A 22748-nucleotide genomic window follows, 5' to 3' on the forward strand; every position below is an offset into this window, starting at 1 on the left:
CATTTGTGCCATGATTCTGTTTGCGTGTCTATCAGGATCAACAATTTTCATTTGTTTGAAACGCTCCATTCTAAAATACTTTGCGTTTCTGAGTGATAAATCTAAGATGTGCTTTTTATCCCCTAACTTAGGAACGGTTACTTTTAAGTCTTCCCCCAAATCGACTTTAAAAGGGACATATATTTCTTTGGAATTAGAATTAAAACGCTGCCTTATTTCTGTAATGGCAAGTTGTAATAATTGCAAATCGGTTTCGTCCAATTTCTTTTTTATCTCTAAGGTATGTGAACGAATAATAGAACCATACGACAATTGTAAAAAGTTAACATAGCCATAACTTTCGTCACTCATAATAGAAAACACATCTACATTACTAATCTTAGGGTTTACAATGGTCGATTTTGCTTGATAATTTTCTAGAACTTGAACTTTTTCTTTTATTTTTTGAGCCTCTTCAAACTGCATGTTTTCTGCAAACTGTTTCATTTGTATTTTAAACTGAGACAATGAATCTTTAAAATTCCCTTTTAAAATATCTTTTATAGCTTTGATGTTATCATTGTATTCCGCTTCGGTTTCTAAAGCTTCGCAGGCACCTTTACAATTTCCTAAATGGTATTCCAAACAAACTTTATACTTTCCTGCCTCGACTTTTTCTTCAGATAAATTAAAGTTACAATTCCTTAAACTATACAACCCTTTTATTAAATCTAATAAAATATATACTGTCTTTCCGCTTGTATAAGGCCCAAAATAATCACTGCCATCTTTAAAAACGCGGCGTGTTGAAAACACTCTTGGGAAACGTTCCTTTTTTATACAAATCCACGGGTAAGACTTGTCGTCTTTAAGCAATACATTATAACGAGGTTTATGTTTTTTTATTAAGTTATTTTCTAGTAGTAGCGCATCGGTTTCGGTTTCAACAACAATGTGTTTTATGTTTGCTATTTTTTTAACCAACACTCGGGTTTTACCATTTTCGTGGGTCTTGGTAAAATAGGAACTGACCCTTTTTTTTAAGTTTTTTGCTTTCCCGACATAAATAATAGTCCCTTCTTTATCATAATATTGATAAACTCCAGGCTGATTTGGTAAGGTTTTTAATTGTATCTCTAAATTGGGTACATCCATTATTGTAAAGGTACTTGTTTTAATGTTTTTCTTGCTGAAATTACATACGATTTAACATTTTACAATTTTAAAAGATTTTTATTTCTTGAATCGATTAATTATCTAAATTGCGCCACTTTTTAAAAATATTGAATGGTTTTAAAGGAGTATTAATTATGGTTTAAAAATTTGCCTTGGCGTATGTTCGGGGTTGAACGGCATGTTTGAGCTCGCCGACTTAGGAAGAAGCTAGTAGTAAAAGTCGCCCCTTGGGGTAACCCGCCTGCTGGCAGACAGGCGCCAAATGATAATTTAAAAAATGAGTAAAAAAATTGTAGGACGTGTTGATATTGTTGATTTCCCCAAACTAGGTTTATTCGATATTGACATAAAAATGGATACGGGTGCTTATACTTCCACCATACATTGTTCTAAAATTATTGAAAGAGATAATGCATTGCTTTGTATTTTTAATAGTGACGTGCATAAGAACTTTGGTAAAACTGAAATTATTTTTGATACTTTTTGGCGAACTGATGTGAAAAGCAGCAATGGTTATAAGGAAAATAGATATAAGGTGAAATCTGAAGTTATATTTTTTGGTAAAACGTACAAGATTAACTTAACTTTAAGCACTAGAGACGCTATGAAATTTCCTGTCCTTATTGGCAGGCAATTTTTAAGACAAAAATTTATGGTAGACGTAGATTTGGAACACGTTTCATATAACACTAATTATAAACAGCAACATGAATATAGTAATACTATCTAGAAATGCGAATTTGTATTCCACGGAACGCCTAATCGAAGAAGGTGAAAAAAGAGGACATAAAATGGAAGTGATTGACCCTCTTAAGTGTGATATTATTATTGAAAAAGAGAAGCCTACCATTTATTATAAAGATAGATACTTAGACTATGTGGATGCCATAATACCTAGAATTGGAGCTTCGGTTACGTTTTACGGTTGTGCGGTGGTAAGACAATTTGAAGAAATGGGTGTTTTTACCATCGTTACTTCTGATGCTATTCAACGTTCTAGAGATAAGCTACGCAGTTTACAGCGCTTGAGTAAAGCTGGAATTGGTATGCCTAAAACCGTATTTACAAACTACTCTAGGGATGTCGAAGAGGTTATTGAACATGTTGGTGGAACGCCAGTAATTATTAAACTTTTAGAAGGCACACAAGGTTTAGGTGTTGTTTTGGCAGAAACTAAAAATGCTGCAGAATCGGTTTTAGAGGCATTTAATGGGTTGCAAGCGAGAGTAATTGTTCAAGAATTTATAAAAGAAGCTGGTGGTGCCGATTTACGTGCTTTGGTTGTTGATGGACAAGTGGTAGGTGCTATGAAACGCCAGGGTAAAGAAGGTGAATTTCGTTCTAATTTGCACCGTGGTGGTTCTGCACATATTATAAAACTAAGTCATGATGAATTGAAGTTAGCCATGAATGCTTCACAAGCTTTAATGTTGCCTGTTTGTGGTGTGGATATGTTGCAGTCTACAAGAGGCCCTTTGTTATTAGAAGTAAATTCAACGCCTGGTTTAGAAGGAATTGAAACTGCCACAGGACGCAATATTGCAAAAGCGATTATTGCTTATATAGAAAAAAACAAACACTAAGATGACTCAAGTAAATGATGATGGTTTAACTATTCTAGGGCAATCTATAAGACCTGGAGAAAGCAAAGAAGTTAATTTCGATGTGGCGAATTTGCATACCTCATCGCCAGTAAATGTTCCTGTTATTATCGAGCGCTCTAAAAAACCGGGACCAACGGTTTTATTTACAGCAGGCATACATGGTGATGAAGTTAATGGCGTTGAAATTGTGAGACAGCTTATTGCTAAAGGTATTAATAAACCCAAATGCGGTACTATTATTTGTATGCCTGTTATTAATATTTTTGGATTCATAAATTTAAAACGTGAGTTTCCTGATGGACGAGATTTAAACCGCGTGTTTCCTGGCAGTACTTCGGGTTCTTTAGCTGGCAGAGTGGCTTATAAACTGATGCATGATATTATTCCTCATGTTGATTTAATTATAGATTTTCATACAGGTGGTTCTGGCAGATTTAATGCACCGCAGTTACGTTATTCAAAAGAAAATAAGGAACTAAACGACTTAGCAAAAATATTTGGAGCTCCTTTTGTTTTGTATTCCAAAAATGTATCAAAATCCTTCAGAACGACTTGCTATAAATTAGGAAAACCTTTATTGCTTTTTGAAGGTGGTAAATCATTCCATATAGATGATAATGTTACCAACTCTGGAGTAAACGGGTCGAAACGTATTTTAAAACATTTAGGCATGTTGAAAACCGCTTTTAAGGCGTCTGAGCCTAAAAAAGAGTGTGTTTTTGTTGATGAAAGCAAATGGCAGCGTGCCAAATATTCTGGTATGTTTAAAGCTTCTATAGCCATTGGTTCTTTGGTTAAAAAAGATGCTATTTTAGGAAACATCACCGATCCTTACGGTAAATTTAATTATTTCGTAAAAGCTTCAAACGAAGGTTATATTATCAATGTAAATGAATCGCCAATTGTTTATCAAGGTGACGCTTTGTTTCACATTACTACGGAACTTAAAAAGTAATTTATGACCAAAAAAGAGCTGCGGAAAACATATAAAGCACATCGTAAAGATTTGTCTGAAAATCAAATTGAAGATTTGAGTTTATCCATTTCAAATCAACTTTTAAAGCTACCTATTTGGGCTAATTCTTTTTACCATATTTTTTTAGCGATTGAAGAACAAAAAGAAGTGAATACCGATTATATTTTGAATATTTTATCTGGTAAAGACAAAAATATTCTGATTTCTAAAAGTGATTTTAAAACAGGTAATATGACACATTTTCTTTTAACTGATAGTACCCTAATAAAGAAAAACGACTACAATATCCCTGAACCTATTGCTGGTATTGAGATTTCAAATGATAAAATTGAAGTTGTTTTTGTTCCACTTTTAGCTTTTGATTCACTAGGGAATCGTGTTGGTTATGGAAAAGGGTTTTATGATCGATTTTTAACTAATTGTAAACCTGAAACTGTGAAAATTGGACTTTCTTTTTTTGGTCCTGAAGATGAAATTAGTGATGTTTTTGAGAGTGATATAAGGTTGGATTATTGTGTGACTCCAAATAAAAGTTATGCTTTTTAAATTAAAACTCTAGGTTTTAATTTGGTATTTGATTTCTTAATTATTCGAAAACGCCTTCTTATTAAAAACAATTAGCATAATAAAGCCAGTGCTAATAGCCATATCGGCTATATTAAAAACAGGATCGAAAAAGCTAAATCGTTTTCCCGCAGAAAAAGGAAACCATTCTGGTAAGTCAACTTCAAATAATGGAAAATGAAGCATATCTACAACTTTACCATGGAGTAAGTTATCGTATCCTCCTGCTTCTGGTAGAAAACTAGCCACTTGACTGTAGCTATCATCAAATAGTACTCCATAGAATACTGAATCTATAATATTACCTAGAGCTCCCGCGAATATTAAAGCTATGGCAATAATTAATATTTTAGAACTCTGCTTTTTCGTAGCATCGTATAACCAATAACCTATTCCAAAAATAGCTACAATTCTAAATGAGGTTAATATTACTTTAGCAGTTCTATCTGAAATAAAAGATACAAAATCACTAATTTTTGTGCCCCAAGCCATTCCATCGTTTTCAACAAATATAATTTCAAACCAACTGAAAATATCAACACTTTCTTGTAGTTCAAAATTCATTTTTATATATACTTTACTAATCTGATCGATTAGTAAAATAATTATGATTAAGATTATGGGTTTTTTTAATGACATTCTTGAAAAATAAAAACGTCTCAATAATTTTGAGACGTTTCAAATATATAATTTAATATAAGACTATTGCATGTTTTTAGCTTCAATACTCAATGTAGCATGAGGTACTAATTCTAATCTTTTTTTATTGATGAGTTTTCCTGTAACACGACAAATACCAAAGGTTTTATTTTCAATACGAATAAGTGCGTTTTTTAAATCGCGGATAAATTTTTCTTGACGGATTGCTAATTGAGAATTCGATTCTTTACTCATCACAGCACTACCTTCATCAAAAGCTTTAAATGTTGGAGATGTGTCCTCGGTACCATTATTATGATCGTTCATATAGGCGCTTTTTATAAGCTCTAAATCGTGTTGAGCTTTTTCTATTTTCTCTATTATTAGCACTTTAAAGTCTGCTAAATCTGCATCCGGATACCTTACGCTAGCTTCTCCCATAATTTTAATGTTTTTGTATAGATAGTTTGGTATGTACATCATCGAAATCAATTTCTATGCCATCCTCTAATTTATCTATTATTGCAAGTTCGTTTGTTAATGTTTCTGATTTTATATATGTAATATTGGCATTAATAGCCATTTCTATATGCTCACTTTTTTGAAAAGTAACATCAATTCTATCTGTAACTTCAAAACCTGAATCTTTACGTAAGTTTTGAATTCTATTTATCAGCTCTCTTGCAATGCCTTCTTTTCGTAAATCATCTGTAATGGTTACATCTAATGCTACTGTAATAGCGCCTTCATTTGCAACCAACCAACCTTCAATATCTTGCGAGGTTATTTCTACATCCGTGCGTTCTAAAGTAATAATTTTTCCATTTACTTCGACGTCTAAAATACCATTTTGTTCAATTTCTTTAATGTCGTCAGATGTAAAGTTATTAACTGCTTGAGCTACAGTCTTCATGTCTTTTCCAAATCTCGGCCCAAGTACTTTAAAATTTGGTTTTATCTGTTTTACCAAAATATCAGAAGCATCTTCTAAAACTTGAATTTCTTTAACATTAACCTCTGATTTTATAAGGTCTTCAACCGCTAATATTTCATTTTTTTGAGATTCACTATCTACAGGAATCATTATTTTTTGTAAAGGTTGTCTTACTTTTATTTTTTCTTTGGCTCTTAATGACAACACTAAAGATGATATGGTTTGAGCACTTTCCATCTTGTTCTCGAGAGACTTATCAACATAAGCTTCTTCAAAAACAGGGAAATTTGCTAAATGCACACTCTCAAAAGTCTCTTTTTTGGTTACCTTGTTTAAATCCAGATACAATCTATCCATAAAGAAAGGTGCTATTGGCGCACCCAACTTAGCAATAGTTAACATGCATGTATAAAGCGTTTGGTATGCTGAAATTTTATCTTCTTGGTAATCACCCTTCCAGAAACGTCTTCTACTTAAACGAACAAACCAGTTACTCACATAATCTTGTGTGAAATCTGAAATAGCGCGCGCTGCCTTTGTTGGTTCGTAATCTGCATAAAAAGCATCTACTTTCTTGATTAAAGAGTGCAATTCAGACAAAATCCAACGGTCTATTTCTGGTCTTTCACTTAAAGGGATATCCGCTTCACTATAGTTGAAATTATCTAAATTAGAATATAACTGAAAAAATGAATACGTATTATATAGTGTTCCAAAAAACTTACGCTTTACTTCTTCAATACCATCTAAATCGAATTTTAAATTATCCCAAGGATTTGCGTTTGATATCATGTACCAACGGGTAGCATCAGCACCATAATTCCCTAAAGTTTCAAAGGGGTCTACAGCATTTCCTAGACGCTTAGACATTTTTTGCCCGTTCTTGTCTAACACTAATCCGTTAGATACCACATTTTTATAGGCAACCGAATCAAAAACCATAGTTGCTATGGCATGAAGCGTATAAAACCAACCACGGGTTTGATCAACACCTTCTGCAATAAAATCTGCTGGGTACGTTGTTCCTTTATCAATTAAATATTTATTTTCAAATGGGTAATGCCATTGCGCATAAGGCATGGATCCCGAATCGAACCAAACATCAATTAAATCGCTTTCGCGGAACATTTTTTGACCTGTTGGAGATACTAATACAATCTCGTCAACAATATTTTTATGTAAATCGATTTTCGCGTAGTTATCTTCTGAATTGTTTCCAACTTCAAAGTCTGCAAAAATATCTTCTTTTAAAACTCCAGCTGAAACGGCGCGTTGCATTTCTTCTTTCAATTCTTGAACGGAACCAATACAAATTTCTTCTTTACCATCCTCCGTTCTCCAAATTGGTAATGGAATTCCCCAATATCTTGAACGGGATAAATTCCAATCATTAGCATTTGCTAACCAATTTCCAAAACGTCCTGTTCCAGTAGATTTTGGCTTCCAGTTAATGGTCTCGTTAAGTTGGTACATTCTTTCCTTAACATCGGTTACTTTAATAAACCAAGAATCTAACGGATAGTAAAGAATTGGTTTATCAGTACGCCAGCAATTTGGATAACTGTGTTTATATTTTTCAACCTTAAAGGCTTTGTTTTCAATTTTAAGTTTAATAGCGATTTCTACATCCACAGATTTTTCTGGTGCTTCTCCATCCTCATAATATTCATTCTTTACATATTTACCAGCAAACTCTGTAACTTCTGGTCTAAAACGACCTTGTAAATCTACTAACGGCACCAAATTATCATTCTCATCTTTTACTAAGAGAGGTGGAACTTCTGGTGTAGCTTGTTTTGCAACTAAAGCATCATCTGCTCCAAAAGTTGGCGCTGTATGTACAATTCCTGTTCCATCTTCAGTAGTTACGAAATCTCCTGAAATAACCCTGAAGGCGTTTTCTGGATTATCATTTGGCAACACATAATCTAATAATTGTTCATATTTTATACCTACTAAGTCGCTTCCCTTACATTCCGTTGCGATTAAAAATGGAATTTTTTTGTCTTCTTTTGAAAAACTACTGAGTTCAGAAATAGTCTCTGTTTGTTGATATTTTCCGCTAAATTGTTTTCCAACCAAATTTTTAGCAAGAATGACATGAACGGGATCAAAAGTGTACTGATTATAGGTGGCAACCACAACATAATCAATTTTAGCACCTACGGTTAGTGCCGTGTTACTTGGCAAGGTCCATGGTGTCGTTGTCCAAGCTATAAAATGTAAATGATCAAACCTTTTTAAGAATTCTGGCAACGTATGCTCTGTTGCTTTAAACTGAGCAACGATAGTTGTATCTGTAACATCTTGATACGTTCCTGGTTGATTTAACTCATGTGAGCTTAAACCTGTTCCCGCTTTAGGTGAATATGGCTGAATCGTATAGCCTTTATACATCAAGCTTTTATTATAAATCTGCTTTAAAAGCCACCAAACAGATTCCATGTATTTCGGCTCATAGGTAATATATGGATCATCCATATCTACCCAATAACCCATTTTTTGAGTCAGATCATTCCAAACATCCGTATAGCGCATTACTGCTTTTCTACAGGCAGCATTATAATCTTCAACAGATATCGTTTTACCAATATCTTCTTTAGTGATTCCTAATTCTTTTTCTACACCTAATTCAATAGGTAATCCGTGAGTATCCCAACCTGCTTTACGCTTAACTTGATACCCTTTCATGGTTTTATACCTCGGAAAAATATCTTTAATAGCACGCGCTAAAACGTGATGTACTCCAGGAAGTCCGTTTGCAGAAGGCGGGCCTTCATAAAACACATATGATTCTTTGCCTTCTCTAGTAGATACACTTTTTTCAAAAATGTTGTTTTCTTGCCAATGGTTTAGAATGTCTTCTGCTACTTTTGGTAAGTCAAGTCCTTTATATTCAGGAAATTTCGTGCTCATTTACTGGTGTATCTATTAAGTTCGCGAATTTAAGAATTTATCCTTAAATGATTAATTATTCTCAATAAAAAAAGCCAAAACGTTTGTTTTGGCTTTTTTTCAACTAACTAAATGATTTTAATACTAATTGACAACTATTTTTTTGGTTAATACTTCATGAGTATCTGTTCTAAAATAAGCCACATAGGCACCACTTGATAAATTAGATATACTCAGTCCGTTTCTTAACTCCTCTTGCGATACATTATTAAATTCTAAAGCCGTTTGCCCTAACATATTTACAAGGGCTATTCGCCTTACTGATGCGTTTAGTTTCTTTGCATATAATTTTTGCTCCGTCCTTTGATAGTAAACAAAATTTTCTGAAGTTTGAGATTCTTCTACATTTAACGTTTGTGCCTCACTTTGAAACACAATCTCAAACCGTTCATTAAATATTCCTGGATTTGAAGAAAACTGATATGCAGTATCTTGGGTTAAATCAAAATAGGTGCCTGTTAAATTATCTCTTAAATATATAGCTTGAGATGTATCTATGTTTTCCATTTCTGTAATCTTTATTTCAAAGCTATTATCTCCGGATGATTTAAAATTTAACGGCACTACTTTATCATCTGAAATGTCTCCATAGGCTTGAATATTCATGTTCTTACCATCTAAGTTTAGACATAAATCATTGTTATTTATTTCTGGATTTTCTGCATCGTAACCATAATCAAAGGCATCTGTTGTAAGTTCACTAAACCCTAATAGTAATTCTCTTCTTGTTTCAGGGCCTGTAACCGAATTAAATTCTAAACGGAATTTTTTGAACGGATTAGCGTCTTTACTTTCTGAAGTACTCTTATTTTTTGTTCCTGCACTTTTCATAAATACGGAACCATTGTTTCCGGTACCGTCTGCATCTACTTCTTTAATAAAAATACGTTGTGAATTGTTAAATTCAATAGTGCCATCAGCTATAATCTCTGTAATAAAACCTTGTCCTATTGGTAAGTACCTTGATGGAGTTTTAGTTCCTTCTTCAGAACCATTATAACCATAAAAACCAACAAATTGACAAGCTCTAATGGATCCCGTTTTGTTCACCTGGGCATAGCCGCCATTATATTCATTAAGATAATGTGAGTCACCACTCCATTGTTGCCACAATTGTAGTGTACCATTAATAACCCCAACGTTGTCATCAATAAACTTATGAACATCTAAAGCTGATGGATAGGGATTTCCTAACAAATATTTTGTTGCAGAAACTGAAGGTTCAGATCCAGGGCCTCCAATATCGGTCACGTTTATTAAAATAGTCCCATTGTTTGGTTTGCCTTGAAAAATATATTGCTGTTCGGGATCTACAACTCCTGTACCTTTTTGAGTGTACCCAACGCCTGGTTTTAAAGCCGTAGAAGTGCTTAATTGTGCCCAATCCCAATACGTTAATCCATTTATAAAGGTATATAACCAATACGTACTTATACTGCCACTCCCAGTATAACCTGAAATAAATGAACAAGTTAATCCTGAATTATCTCTAATCATTCCTAAATTAAAAGGCGTGTTATTGGCGTTATTTGTTAGTGGATCATTATTATCTATTAAACTAGTTGCTCCAGTTGCTCCTACTGGCGATGACCAATAGTTATACCTGTAAGGGTTAGACTCGCCTTCCTGTCTTCTTAAAATTTTACCATCTGCTGAAGTTACTAGATCACTATTTACGGTTTGTATTAGTTGAGAGTCATCTTCTAAATCTAAAGTCCCGTTCAGTTCCATATACCAACTGTTTTCTACTAGATTATCACTATGAACTCTTAAAGTCGTGTTTGAATCTATTATTAAGCCTAATGTTTTTAAAGAATGACATGCTACAACATCACTAGAAATTTTTACAATACCCCAATCTTTATTTGTTGCAGTATTTTCAATATCCCAGACATCACCATGCAACCAAGTTGATTGTGATGACCATGAACCCGCATTTGATGCTAAATAAGGCATAGGAGCCGTCTGATCTTGAATCGTAGAAATATAATTTATATATAACTCCTTATCATAACTTGAGTAATCTGATGTTCTACCCATAACAATGTTCGTCATTGGGTAATATGCTATTAAATTAGCCCATGGAACCTTATTACCAGTCCCAATATCTGTAATGTCCTTTGCAACAATAGTTCCTTTTACATTTCCTGAATTATGTTCTATTTCTTGATAAACAAGTTGTTCAATTTGACTATTTGTTAAAACGATATCAAAGACTCTAACTTCATCAATATCACCTTTAAAATATAAATGATTGGCAACATCATCCGTAGACAATCTACCTATTTCAAAATCACCATTAGCATCTTCAGTGTTTTCAATTAAAGCTCCTGTACTTCCTACATTTGCAGAGGCCATAAAAGCGCCATCTATAAATAATGACAGAACTCCTGTTGCACTAGTATAAGTTCCTGTAACATGATGCCATTCGTCAAAATTAATGGTACCACAATTTATTGATACTTCTGAATTTCCTGCTGTTCGTATTGTGAATTTAGGCTTATTTCCGTTTTCTAACCATAATTTACATCCTGTATCTTCTCCTGCAATTACCATATTTGTGGAATTACCTGAATCTGTTTTCACCCAAGCCATAACGGTTACATTTCCTAAACCATTTATAAAGGATGCTCTGGATAAATAATCATCTACACCATCAAAATCTATTGAAGCTATTGGAGGTGGATTACCATCAAACATATCTCTGTAATCTAAATCACCGCCTAATGTTAAATCAAAATCTGCATCTGGTAAAATTGATAAATCGGTAGGGTCTTCAATATCTTCATTGACATCAAAAAACGTATCCATTACACCATTTGTTTCAAAGGCATTGCCTAATCCATCTTCATCAACATCTGCAGATGTATATGTATCAGCCATTCCATTCTCTTGAATATCTAAATATCCATCGTTATCGGAATCACTATCTAAATAATCTTTTAATTTATCGCCATCAGTATCTTCTAAGTCACTTAAATCAGTTCCACCCATAGCGGACTCGTAGACATCATCTAAACCATTACTATTGTCATCTTTTATACTGCCACCTGTTGCATTACTTGGCGGAATATACCCTAAAGTAGTTTGCGCTTCAACGTTATCTGGTATTCCATCATTATCCGAGTCAATATCGACTGTATCTAACGATCCATCATCATCAAAATCACAAACTGAGCTCACTCCAAAAGCAGTTAGCCTTAAACCTGTATTCGTATAAGTTCCAGTAGCTCCAAATAATAAATCTACATGTGAAAACTGATCAAACTCCATAGATAAGTAAAAATCAGGATCATCACCTTGAATTCCTCCATCGTCAGGTTCGTCTACCCAAGTTGTTGTAGAACCCGCAATTGTTGGGTCTAATCTATAATTAGTATATGCCGGTACAACTCCATTAAGAAAACCTGCTTGTTCTAAATTAGTTGTAGCACTCAAATAAGGCGTCATTGAAGATGTTACTGTTGATGCATTGAATCCAGCAATTTCAGTATAGTCATTCCCAGAAGACGTGTCAATATCTCTAGATTCTAATATCAATCCGTATAAAGTTGCAGGTATACCTATCGGGTTTGCTGGAGTAGCAGTACCTGCATGAACTAAATCGAACGAATAGGTAAAATATTCATTTTGACTAGCATCAAAAGAATCCACTTTTATACCTTCCAAATTATAAGTACTTGAACTTATACTACAATTGATTACAAAATCTCCTTGTTTTGAAGTGATTGTTACTACTAAATCATAATACTGATTTTGAAATAACAATGCATTAGAGAAAATAACTTTTTCTCCAATTTTTACATCTGCTAAATCCTGGGCAGTAAGAAGAGATGGATCTCCAAACTGAATGGCTGAAGAGCACTCATAAGTATCAATTATCCCATCATTATCATCATCTAAATCTACAGAGTCTACGATCCCATCACCGTCTGAGTCTTGTGCATAGGAGGTATTAGTAAAAAGAAATCCGATTAAAATAAGTACTTTAAAAAGTATAATTTTTTTCATAGGTTTGGTTTTAATAGAGCCAAAAAGCTATTAAACTTATACTATAAAACGGTATTTATAATTCAATGGATTGCAAAAACTCGAGGGAAGCTTATTAAACTAAAAATCATATATAACTACGATTAACATCAGAATAACGATACAATAATAAAATAAAATCTCGACAAAAAGCAGTTAAAATCAGTTAAAATGATATTTTATTACGATTAAGTGCGTTTTGTCGATAAATAGAAATGAATTTATAAATGTAAAAATTGAAATAAATTCTTATCACTATTATTATACAAGCTCCGCAACCAAATCTTCAATTTTAGAAATCAATTTAATTTGAATGGCGGTATTCTTTAAAGAGATTTTATTGTACTTAGATACAAAAATACTTGAAAACCCTAATTTTTCAGCTTCTAGAATACGCTGCTCTACGCGCTGTACAGGTCGAATTTCACCAGACAAACCAACCTCTGCAGCAAAGCAAAAATCTTTTTGTAGTGCTACATCTTCATTTGATGATAAAATAGAAGCTACTACTGCTAAATCTATAGCTGGATCATCTACTGTAATACCGCCAGTAATATTTAAAAATACATCTTTTGCGCCTAAACGGAAACCTGCACGCTTTTCTAAAACAGCTAATAACATATTTAAACGTTTTGCATTAAAACCCGTAGCACTGCGCTGTGGTGTGCCGTAAACCGCAGTACTTACCAGAGCTTGCACTTCAATCATTAATGGGCGTACCCCTTCTAAAGTAGCAGCAATAGCATTACCCGATAAATCTTCGTCTTTTTTAGATATTAATAGTTCTGATGGATTAGAAACTTCTCTTAAACCTGAACCTTGCATTTCGTAAATACCTAATTCGTTTGTAGAACCGAATCGGTTTTTGTGTGCTCTTAAAATTCGAAATACATGATTTCGGTCACCTTCAAATTGTAAAACGGTATCCACCATATGTTCCAAAATTTTTGGCCCTGCAATATTTCCATCTTTGGTAATATGCCCAATCAGTAAAACAGGTGTTGCCGTTTCTTTAGCAAATTTGATAAGTTCTGTGGTACATTCTTTTATTTGCGAAATACTTCCAGAAGACGACTCAATATAATCGCTATGTAAGGTTTGAATAGAATCTATAATAACAATATCGGGCTCTAAAGCTTCAATTTGCTTAAAGATATTTTGAGTTTTGGTTTCCGTTAAAATATAACAGTTGCTATTTTCTGGATTGATACGTTCAGCACGCATTTTTATTTGTTTTTGGCTTTCCTCACCAGAAACATAAAGTGTTTTATACGGTAAGTTTAATGAGATTTGAAGTAACAAAGTACTCTTGCCAATTCCAGGCTCACCTCCTAATAGAATTAAAGACCCTGGCACAATACCACCACCTAAAACACGATTAAATTCGCCATCAAAAGTATTTAATCGTGGTTCTTTTGAGGCATCAATCTCATTTATTCGTAATGGAATAGACGCTTTTTTTGCAGTTGATGTTGGTGATTTCCAATCACTTTTTTCAGGTTTTTGAATAACCTCTTCAACAATAGTATTCCATTCTTTACAAGCATTACACTGCCCTTGCCATTTAGCATATTGTGATCCGCAGTTCTGACAAAAAAAAGTAGTTTTTATTTTAGCCATTATTAATATCCAAAATCTTCTTTAATTAAATCTGCCCTTTCTAACATCAAATCTTTTGTAAGTCCTGCAATTTCTTCTAAAGTATAGGCCGATTGGTAGGTACGCATCGCTTTTTTAGGCTCTCCTGTTTCTTCATAAAAGCGGGCGATATAATAAGTTCCCAGTATGGTTTCAGGATAAGCTTTTCTAGCCATTTTACCTAATTCTTCATAATACTCATACCATTCGTTTTTTTCTATTGCAGCAGATGTCGCTTTAAAATCGTTGATTAATACTTTCTTTTCAACACCAAATAAATCAGAGATAGCTTCATATTTTTCTTGAAGATAAAGCACTGGTGATATTTCTAATTCAAGGATTACATCTTTATATTCCTTTTTTGAAATAGGTTGAAATACTTGAAAAATACTTTCTATTGCACTTGGTATAGCATGAGTAGGCACCGAATAATGCGAGGGCCCATCAAAACTATCGAAATTGTAGACTACATTTTTATTATCTATAGCATTAATATCTGTATTTAAAGCTTCCGTCATGCGCTTTATAGATTTAACATCATTATTGGTATTGGCCAAATAGTAAAATATTTTTGATTGAATTTTACTCAAAACTTCTGGCAGATAATCAATCATATTAGGAGCCAATTCGGGACTAATTGAAATATAAGCCTGAAATAAAGGTTGCGGCTTTAATACATAATAGTTTATAAAATTGGCCGTTTCCCCATGCCCTACAGCGACTCTGAAATTACCGGCCCTGTATGTGTTTTCTATATAAGGCACCAACTCCATTCCAATAAACTCAAAAAAAGCTGCACCTGTTTCAATCGGTAATGAATTTTGTTCAGAATACATACAATCATCAAACCGTTTATCCAACTGATTTATACCAACAACAATAGATTCTGGCATATCTTCCCAATAGGAATGGTAATCCACATTTCCTGCTACAGCTTCAAACATATAATCACCATCTAAAACTATAAATATTGGATATGTTTTATCAGAATCAGCATTATAACCTCTTGGTAATTGAATTTTAATTTGGCGTTCTTCCCCTAATTTCGAAGATTGAATGGTTTCGTATTTAACTTGTGCTATTGACGTATTAAAGGCTAAAAAAAGTAATAAAAAGAAAACAATAGTCTTTTTCATTTTAGAATAATTTGAAATTTATTAGTGGCAAGGTAAGAAATTAAGGCAGAGATTAAAAGCAAAGTTTTTCTGAGTTTTAAGCGCTCTTCGAAGCCTTGTATCTATTATAAATAGGTAAATAAATTAAAGAAAGTCCACCAAAAACAATAATCATAAGTGTTTGTGATGCCCACATAATCCATCCGAAAGCAATGCTTGGTTCTTCTGGGATTCCAAAAATTGAAAACGCCGCATATATAGCCAAAGGATAAGAACCAATACCACCGTTTGTAGCCGCGATACTAAAACTTGCCGAAATAAATCCTATGAGAATAGCACCAACAGAAATCTCATTTAATTCAACGATAGAGAATGAAGTTATATAAAACATAAGTACATACATCCCCCAAATGAACAGGGTATGAACGATATAAGCCCATTTCTTTTTCATTTTAAAGATGCTTAGTGCACCTTCTATTAATCCGCCTACAAATGTTCTTATTTTTAATGCGATTTTAGATTTACTTTTTCTTATAAATCGTAAAAAAAGAAGAATCATTATAACACCTGCGCTAAGAACAATTATAATTTTTATAGGATCGAATTTTTCAATTAAAAACCCATATATAAAATCAAATTGAAGAAAAAGAGTAATCCCAATAATGCCCAACATCACAATTAAGTCGGCAATACGTTCTGCTACAATAGTACCAAATGCTTTTTCAAACGGTACATCTTCATAATTTGTAAGAATTGAGGCTCGTGCAACTTCGCCAGCACGTGGAATTGTATAATTTATCAAATAGGTAGCAAAAACAGCCATTACACTATTGCCAAACTTCACTTTATAACCCATTGGCTCTAATTGAAACAACCAACGATATGCTCTTGACAAATGGCTTAACAAGCCTAAAAACATACCTAAAAGTATCCAAGTATAATCAGCTTTTTTTACATAAACCATTAATTCTTCAATAGATACTTTGGAGAGTGAATACCAGACCAAAAAAACTCCCAATAATAATGGGAGCGTAATTTTTAATATATGTTTTGTCTTTTTATTCAAAAGGTTATTTTAGTAAATTGGTTGCTTCATCTGGAAAAACTAATGATGGTTTAAACACCTTAGCCTCTTCGATATCCATAAAAGCATAGGTAATAAGAATTAAGGTGTCACCTACTGATACTTTTCTGGCAGCAGCGCCGTTAAGTGTAATTTCCCCCGTATTTCGTGGCCCAGGGATACAATAAGTTTCTAAACGCTCTCCATTATCATTATTTACAATTTGAACTTTTTCTCCTTGAATAATATTGGCAGCATCCATTAAATCCTCATCAATAGTTATACTACCAATGTAATTGAGTTCTGCACCTGTGCATTTAACTCTATGAATCTTAGATTTTACTACTTGAATTTGCATGTGGCAAAGATAATTAATTTAAAGCGATATTATCAATAAGTCTAATATCGTCTGCATATACGGCAATAAATGCCCGATAGGCTTTTTTGTTTAATTTTCGTTTAATTGGCTTTAAGGTTTTAGCATCTGCAATAATAAAATATTCTAATTCTAACAAATCATGTTTCGCAAACTGTTTTTCAACCCACTCCATAACTTTAGTAGCACTTTTTGTGCCAAATTTTTCTTTGGCAGTTATTAACGTTTTATAAATAAACGGAGCTACTGCTTTATATTCGGGTTTTAATCTTGTATTACGCGAACTCATAGCCAATCCATTAGCTTCACGATGAATTTTACATCCAATAATTTTTACTGGAATTTCATATTTTTCGACTAATTTTTTTATGATTGCTAATTGCTGAAAATCTTTCTCTCCAAAATAACCGTTATGTGGTTTTACAATGTCAAAAAAACGTTTTACAATTGTTCCAACACCATCAAAATGACCATGCCTAAATTTACCTTCCATTTCAAACTCCAAGCCATCAAAATCGAATTCCTGAGACACTGTGTTTCCTCCATAAATATCATCAACAGAGGGTGAGTATACCAAAATATCGGTTTTACTTACAGTTTCTAGCAATGCTACATCACGATCTAAAGTTCTAGGGTATTTTACTAAGTCCTCGTCATTGTCAAACTGCGTTGGGTTTACAAAAATACTAACCACTACTTTATCATTATCAGCTAAAGCTTTTTTAACTAATTGCAAATGCCCTTCATGCAATGCGCCCATAGTGGGCACTATACCAATAGTTCGATTTTTAGATTTCAAAGCATCAATAACCGAAGTGATTTGTTGTTTTTCTAAGTAAATTTCCACTTTTTTAATAAAAAATTAACGCGTGCAAACTTAAGATTTTACAAGCAATTAGCATAAAATTTTGTACTTTTGCGTGTTTTTTATTTTGAATTTTAGAAAAGTAGAACCTTTAAAAAGTTAGGTTTATGAAAATTCTATTAAAAAAATAGAATCAATAATTACTATTTAGTAGTGTTTAAGTCAACAAAAACAAACATATGAAAGATAAGAGGATATTATACGTATCATCTGAAGTCGTGCCTTATTTACCTGAAACCGAAATTTCTTCTATGTCGTTTGAAGCACCAAGATTGGTGAATCAACAAGGCGGACAAATAAGAATCTTTATGCCTCGATACGGCAATATAAATGAAAGAAGGCATCAATTACACGAAGTTATAAGATTATCTGGTATCAATTTAGTGATAAACGATTTAGATATGCCTCTTATTATTAAAGTGGCTTCAATACCTAAAGAGCGTATTCAAGTTTATTTTATTGATAATGATGAATACTTTAAAAGAAAGGCCACATTAACAGATGAAGACGGCAAATTATTTTCCGATAATGACGAACGCGCTATTTTCTTTGCTAAAGGTGTTATTGAAACTGTAAAAAAATTAAACTGGGCTCCAGATATTATTCATGTTCATGGATGGTTAGCATCATTATTACCTCTTTATTTGAAAGAGTATTATAAAGATGAACCCTTGTTTAATGAGAGCAAAATAGTCACTTCAATTTACAATCAAAGTTTTGAGGGTGAATTAAATAAAGACATGGTTAACAAAATTAAATTTGACAATATTGAGGATGATGCCATTAAAACACTTGAAGAACCATCTTTTAACAATTTAATGAAAGTTGCCATTGATTATTCAGACGCATTAATTATCGGGTCCGAAAACATTCCAGACGATTTAAACTCTTACTTAAAATTATCAGAAAAACCTGTTTTAGAATACAAAAGTAAAGATGAATTTGGTGAAGCTTACACAACATTTTTTAACGAAACTGTTTTAAGTTAATCTATTTAAATTCATTAAAAATTAATATGAAAAAGACATTTAAAGTCCTTAAATTCTCTACTGTTTTCTTTTTGCTTTTAACATTTTTTATTGCTTGCGATAAAGAGTTTAGTATTATCGAAAGTGATGTTCTCGGAAATAAAAATGCAAATTTTTATACAGATTCTCTGGTTCTACCAATATCAGCATACAATAAAAAATTAGAGGCTCTACAAATTAATAGTTTACCATCCAACTTGCTTGGTGTTTTTAATGATCCAGAATATGGAAAAACAACAGCGAGTATAGTTACTCAGCTAACACCTTCTTCTTTTGATGAAGATTTCGACCTAAATCCAGAAATAGATTCTGTTGTAATAAACATTCCATACTTTAGTAACGTAACTGGTATTGACCCTAGTAATAGTGAAGCATCTACTTATTCATTAGATTCAATTTACGGTAATGCCAATGCTCCAATAACCTTAACAATTTATCAGAATGATTATTTTTTAAGAGACTTTGATCCTTCGGGAGAAATAAATAGCATTCAAAACTATTTTTCTAAGGCTGAGGAACTTGTAGATCCTTCTCATAACTACATTTTGAACGGTTCTCAAACCATTGATTTTGATAATCATTTAGGTGAAATGATTTATAAAAATGACGATTTTAAAACTAATGCCGAGGCTATTGAGTTATGGAATGAAAGCGATACCGAAGTGACTAAAACATTTGTTGCTCCAGCACTAAGGATTAGTTTTGAGAGTGATGTTGAAGAAGACGAGGATGCCATAGCCTTTTGGAAAGAAACTATTATTGATAAAATAGGTGACCCTGTGTTAAGTAATGCAAATAACTTTAGGAACTACTTTAGAGGTTTGTATTTTAAAGCCGAAGCCAATAGTAGCGATGGTAATATGGTTTTAATGAACCTAGGCTCTGCTGATGCTAATGTGACAATTTATTACTCCAAAGGCGAAGCTAATACAAGAACTCAAGACACTTATGTTTTAAATTTTAATGGAAATAGACTTAACACGTTTATTAATGAATTCAATGTTACATTAGGAGATGGTGACAAAGACAATGGTGATGAAACATTATATTTGAAAGGATTAGAAGGCTCGATGGCGGTAGTAGATTTGTTTCCAACTGATGAGGCTTTAGAGAATTTTAAAAATGATTTTAGACAAACTGGTAATAATGGTGAATTCATTAAAGACAATAGAACAGGTAGTTTCCTATTAAAAAAACTTATAAACGAAGCGCATTTGGTTATTTATGAAGATGATAATGTACTCTCTACTGAGGACGATAACGGTGATCTATACCATAAATACGATCGTATTTATGCTTATGACATTAAAAACAATATCACAACTATTGATTATCAAATAGATCCTATTGAAAGTAACGAAGCACTAAGTTCTAAACTTTTTAGTCTTGGACAAAGGGAAGAAAGTACTGGTAAATACAAAATACGTATTACAGAGCACCTAAATAACATTATACAAAATGATTCTACCAACTATCAAATTGGGCTAGTATTATCTAATAATGTAAATGTAACCTCAAGCTCAAGAATTTTAAATAGTACTGATGATGTAACCGCTGTTCCTACAGCATCTATAATCTCTCCTAGAGGGACTATTCTGAATGGAAGCAATGCTATGGATGACAATAAAAAGTTAAAATTAAAAGTATTTTTTACAGAACTTAAAGAAAACTAATTGTTTAACTAATAAAATGGTATCAATATATAAATGGATTTCATCGTATAAATGAACTCTTTCGTATAATAATTTTCTTTCATTAGTGTTTATTTTACATATTTGCTTTCTAAATTAAAATAACCCCAAATTAAATTTAAAAAATATGTGTGGAATTGTTGGATATATAGGACCAAGAGATGCATACCCAATTGTTATTGAAGGTCTTAAGCGACTAGAATATAGAGGATATGATAGTGCTGGAATTGCTTTATTTGATGGAACGGACCTCAAAGTATCGAAAACCAAAGGAAAAGTAGCCGATTTAGAAGAACGTTCAGGAAAAGAAATTACTAAAAATGGAAATGTAGGTATTGGCCATACGCGTTGGGCAACCCACGGTGTTCCAAATGATGTAAACTCGCATCCTCACCTTTCAAACTCTGGTGAATTAGTTATTATACATAATGGTATTATAGAAAATTATGATTCTCTTAAACAAGAACTTATTTCTAGAGGTTATACGTTTAAATCTGACACTGACACTGAAGTTTTAATTAACTTAATTGAAGATGTAAAAAAACAAGAAAACGTAAAGCTTGGTAAAGCCGTTCAAATAGCCTTAAATCAAGTTATAGGAGCCTACGCTATTGCTGTTTTTGACAAAACTAAGCCAGAAGAAGTTGTTGTAGCCCGTTTAGGAAGTCCTTTAGCAATTGGTATTGGCGAAAACGAAGACGAATTTTTTATAGCTAGTGATGCTTCCCCTTTTCTAGAATATACTAAGGATGCAGTGTATCTAGAAGATGAAGAGATGGCTGTAATTAGATTCCATAAAGGTATAAAGGTTAGAAAAATTAAAGACGATTCTTTAGTAGACACATATGTTCAAAAACTTCAAATTAATTTAGAACAAATTGAAAAAGGAGGTTATGATCATTTCATGCTAAAAGAAATTCATGAGCAACCTAAAGCCATCACGGATACCTATAGAGGTAGATTACTGGCCAATGAAGGTATTATAAAAATGGTTGGCATTGAAGATAACATGAAAAAGTTCCTTAATGCCAATCGTATTATCATTGTAGCTTGCGGAACATCGTGGCACGGTGGATTAGTAGCAGAATATATATTTGAAAATTTAGCAAGAGTCCCTGTAGAGGTTGAATATGCATCAGAGTTTAGATATCGAAATCCTGTTATTACAGAAGACGATGTCGTGATTGCTATTTCTCAATCTGGAGAAACAGCCGACACATTAGCAGCTATTAAACTTGCTAAATCAAAAGGTGCTTTTGTATTTGGCGTTTGTAATGTAGTAGGGTCTTCCATTGCTAGAGAATCTGATGCCGGCGCATATACGCATGCTGGACCAGAAATTGGTGTCGCTTCCACAAAAGCTTTTACAACACAAATCACCGTCTTAACTCTTATCGCTTTGAGACTAGCTAGAGCAAAAGGTACTATTAGTAGTTCTGATTTCCGTCAACATCTTTTAGAGCTAGAAATGATTCCTGGAAAAGTAGAGAAAGCATTAAAGTCAGATGCAAATATTAAAACCATTGCTAATGTTTATAAAGACGTTAGTAATTTTTTATACTTAGGAAGAGGTTATAATTTTCCTGTAGCCCTTGAAGGTGCACTTAAATTAAAAGAGATTTCATACATACACGCAGAAGGCTATCCAGCTGCAGAAATGAAACATGGGCCAATCGCATTAATTGATGAAAACATGCCTATTGTAGTTATTGCTACAAAAAAAGGGCATTATGAAAAAGTAGTTAGTAATATTCAAGAAATTAAATCTAGGAAAGGAAAAATTATTGGTATCGTTACAGAAGGTGATGTTCAAGTTAGAGACCTTGCTGACCATGTTATTGAAGTTCCAGAAACTTTAGAGTTACTTTCTCCGCTTCTTACAACCATTCCATTACAATTATTATCATACCATATAGCCGTTATGTTAGATAAAAATGTTGATCAACCAAGAAACCTTGCAAAATCTGTTACCGTAGAGTAAAAAAGTAACTGCAATATACAATTTCAAAATTGCCATGTTTTAATTTTAACATGGCAATTCTTATATAACACACGTATTTTTAACTATTTAATAATAAAAACTAAGGTTTTTTATTAAAATAAACTATGCGTGCAT

The 22748-nt window shown here is 32.9% G+C and carries 17 protein-coding genes; 7 read left to right on the top strand and 10 right to left on the bottom strand.

Annotated features, from left to right (window positions below):
* A partial coding sequence (gene uvrC / locus QZ260_RS01420) for an excinuclease ABC subunit UvrC (RefSeq protein WP_295981932.1) occupies positions 1-1134 on the bottom strand: 1134 nt, incomplete at its 3' end.
* Between the two features lie 298 nt (positions 1135-1432).
* On the opposite strand from uvrC, the gene QZ260_RS01425 reads away from it, so the two are divergent.
* The 4 genes from QZ260_RS01425 to QZ260_RS01440 are packed head-to-tail and all read left to right on the top strand — an operon-like array spanning position 1433 to position 4281.
* Complete coding sequence (locus QZ260_RS01425) at positions 1433-1885, top strand: RimK/LysX family protein (RefSeq protein WP_295981934.1); 453 nt, start codon at positions 1433-1435, stop codon at positions 1883-1885.
* The gene (gene rimK, locus QZ260_RS01430) at positions 1863-2738 is read left to right on the top strand and encodes a 30S ribosomal protein S6--L-glutamate ligase (protein WP_295981935.1); all 876 of its coding nucleotides are present in this window, start codon (positions 1863-1865) and stop codon (positions 2736-2738) included. The genes QZ260_RS01425 and rimK overlap by 23 nt, the downstream gene beginning before the upstream one ends.
* Before the next feature lies 1 nt (position 2739).
* The gene (locus QZ260_RS01435) at positions 2740-3714 is read left to right on the top strand and encodes a succinylglutamate desuccinylase/aspartoacylase family protein (RefSeq protein WP_295981936.1); all 975 of its coding nucleotides are present in this window, start codon (positions 2740-2742) and stop codon (positions 3712-3714) included.
* A 3-nt stretch (positions 3715-3717) separates the two neighbouring features.
* Positions 3718-4281, top strand: a complete 564-nt coding sequence (locus QZ260_RS01440; protein ID WP_295981939.1) for a 5-formyltetrahydrofolate cyclo-ligase — start codon at positions 3718-3720, stop codon at positions 4279-4281.
* A gap of 36 nt (positions 4282-4317) precedes the next feature.
* Here QZ260_RS01440 and QZ260_RS01445 read toward each other — a convergent pair whose 3' ends face one another.
* The 9 genes from QZ260_RS01445 to panC form a co-directional block, all read right to left on the bottom strand.
* Positions 4318-4938, bottom strand: a complete 621-nt coding sequence (locus QZ260_RS01445) for a lipoprotein signal peptidase (RefSeq protein ID WP_295981942.1) — start codon at positions 4936-4938, stop codon at positions 4318-4320.
* A 63-nt stretch (positions 4939-5001) separates the two neighbouring features.
* The gene (locus QZ260_RS01450) at positions 5002-5379 is read right to left on the bottom strand and encodes a TraR/DksA C4-type zinc finger protein (RefSeq protein ID WP_295981944.1); all 378 of its coding nucleotides are present in this window, start codon (positions 5377-5379) and stop codon (positions 5002-5004) included.
* Positions 5380-5383: 4 nt separating this feature from the next.
* Positions 5384-8788 carry an isoleucine--tRNA ligase gene (gene ileS / locus QZ260_RS01455; RefSeq protein WP_295981947.1) on the bottom strand — a complete coding sequence of 1135 codons (3405 nt, stop codon included), beginning with the start codon at positions 8786-8788 and terminating at the stop codon, positions 5384-5386.
* Positions 8789-8911: 123 nt separating this feature from the next.
* A complete protein-coding gene (locus tag QZ260_RS01460) occupies positions 8912-12838 on the bottom strand; it encodes a LamG domain-containing protein (protein WP_295981948.1) in 3927 nt (1308 codons plus the stop codon).
* A gap of 279 nt (positions 12839-13117) precedes the next feature.
* On the bottom strand, positions 13118-14476 hold the full coding sequence (gene radA / locus QZ260_RS01465) for a DNA repair protein RadA (protein ID WP_295981950.1): 1359 nt from the start codon (positions 14474-14476) through the stop codon (positions 13118-13120).
* A 2-nt stretch (positions 14477-14478) separates the two neighbouring features.
* Positions 14479-15630, bottom strand: a complete 1152-nt coding sequence (locus QZ260_RS01470) for an alpha/beta hydrolase-fold protein (RefSeq protein WP_295981952.1) — start codon at positions 15628-15630, stop codon at positions 14479-14481.
* A gap of 76 nt (positions 15631-15706) precedes the next feature.
* A complete protein-coding gene (locus QZ260_RS01475) occupies positions 15707-16675 on the bottom strand; it encodes a lysylphosphatidylglycerol synthase transmembrane domain-containing protein (protein WP_295981955.1) in 969 nt (322 codons plus the stop codon).
* Between the two features lie 4 nt (positions 16676-16679).
* Complete coding sequence (gene panD, locus QZ260_RS01480) at positions 16680-17030, bottom strand: aspartate 1-decarboxylase (protein ID WP_295981958.1); 351 nt, start codon at positions 17028-17030, stop codon at positions 16680-16682.
* 13 nt (positions 17031-17043) lie between these two features.
* Positions 17044-17895, bottom strand: a complete 852-nt coding sequence (panC, locus tag QZ260_RS01485) for a pantoate--beta-alanine ligase (protein WP_295981960.1) — start codon at positions 17893-17895, stop codon at positions 17044-17046.
* 197 nt (positions 17896-18092) lie between these two features.
* Between panC and QZ260_RS01490 the strand changes: the two genes are divergently transcribed.
* From QZ260_RS01490 to glmS, 3 genes are all read left to right on the top strand, one after another.
* Positions 18093-18902: a glycogen/starch synthase gene (locus QZ260_RS01490; RefSeq protein WP_295981963.1), complete on the top strand. Its 810-nt coding sequence runs from the start codon at positions 18093-18095 to the stop codon at positions 18900-18902.
* A 26-nt stretch (positions 18903-18928) separates the two neighbouring features.
* On the top strand, positions 18929-20614 hold the full coding sequence (locus tag QZ260_RS01495; protein ID WP_295981966.1) for a DUF4270 domain-containing protein: 1686 nt from the start codon (positions 18929-18931) through the stop codon (positions 20612-20614).
* A gap of 145 nt (positions 20615-20759) precedes the next feature.
* On the top strand, positions 20760-22613 hold the full coding sequence (glmS, locus tag QZ260_RS01500) for a glutamine--fructose-6-phosphate transaminase (isomerizing) (protein WP_295981968.1): 1854 nt from the start codon (positions 20760-20762) through the stop codon (positions 22611-22613).
* The last annotated feature ends 135 nt before the right edge of the window (positions 22614-22748 follow it).

Origin of the sequence: uncultured Algibacter sp. (genome assembly GCF_905480415.1) — a bacterium.
GTDB lineage: Bacteria > Bacteroidota > Bacteroidia > Flavobacteriales > Flavobacteriaceae > Algibacter_B.

Bases quoted from the DNA above. Each gene is read 5' to 3' on its own strand.
- QZ260_RS01425 (WP_295981934.1), top strand. From the start codon at position 1,433: ATGAGTAAAAAAATTGTAGGACGTGTTGATATTGTTGATTTCCCCAAA.
- rimK (WP_295981935.1), top strand. From the start codon at position 1,863: ATGAATATAGTAATACTATCTAGAAATGCGAATTTGTATTCCACGGAA.
- QZ260_RS01435 (WP_295981936.1), top strand. From the start codon at position 2,740: ATGACTCAAGTAAATGATGATGGTTTAACTATTCTAGGGCAATCTATA.
- QZ260_RS01440 (WP_295981939.1), top strand. From the start codon at position 3,718: ATGACCAAAAAAGAGCTGCGGAAAACATATAAAGCACATCGTAAAGAT.
- QZ260_RS01445 (WP_295981942.1), bottom strand. From the start codon at position 4,938: ATGTCATTAAAAAAACCCATAATCTTAATCATAATTATTTTACTAATC.
- QZ260_RS01450 (WP_295981944.1), bottom strand. From the start codon at position 5,379: ATGGGAGAAGCTAGCGTAAGGTATCCGGATGCAGATTTAGCAGACTTT.
- ileS (WP_295981947.1), bottom strand. From the start codon at position 8,788: ATGAGCACGAAATTTCCTGAATATAAAGGACTTGACTTACCAAAAGTA.
- QZ260_RS01460 (WP_295981948.1), bottom strand. From the start codon at position 12,838: ATGAAAAAAATTATACTTTTTAAAGTACTTATTTTAATCGGATTTCTT.
- radA (WP_295981950.1), bottom strand. From the start codon at position 14,476: ATGGCTAAAATAAAAACTACTTTTTTTTGTCAGAACTGCGGATCACAA.
- QZ260_RS01470 (WP_295981952.1), bottom strand. From the start codon at position 15,630: ATGAAAAAGACTATTGTTTTCTTTTTATTACTTTTTTTAGCCTTTAAT.
- panD (WP_295981958.1), bottom strand. From the start codon at position 17,030: ATGCAAATTCAAGTAGTAAAATCTAAGATTCATAGAGTTAAATGCACA.
- QZ260_RS01490 (WP_295981963.1), top strand. From the start codon at position 18,093: ATGAAAGATAAGAGGATATTATACGTATCATCTGAAGTCGTGCCTTAT.
- QZ260_RS01495 (WP_295981966.1), top strand. From the start codon at position 18,929: ATGAAAAAGACATTTAAAGTCCTTAAATTCTCTACTGTTTTCTTTTTG.
- glmS (WP_295981968.1), top strand. From the start codon at position 20,760: ATGTGTGGAATTGTTGGATATATAGGACCAAGAGATGCATACCCAATT.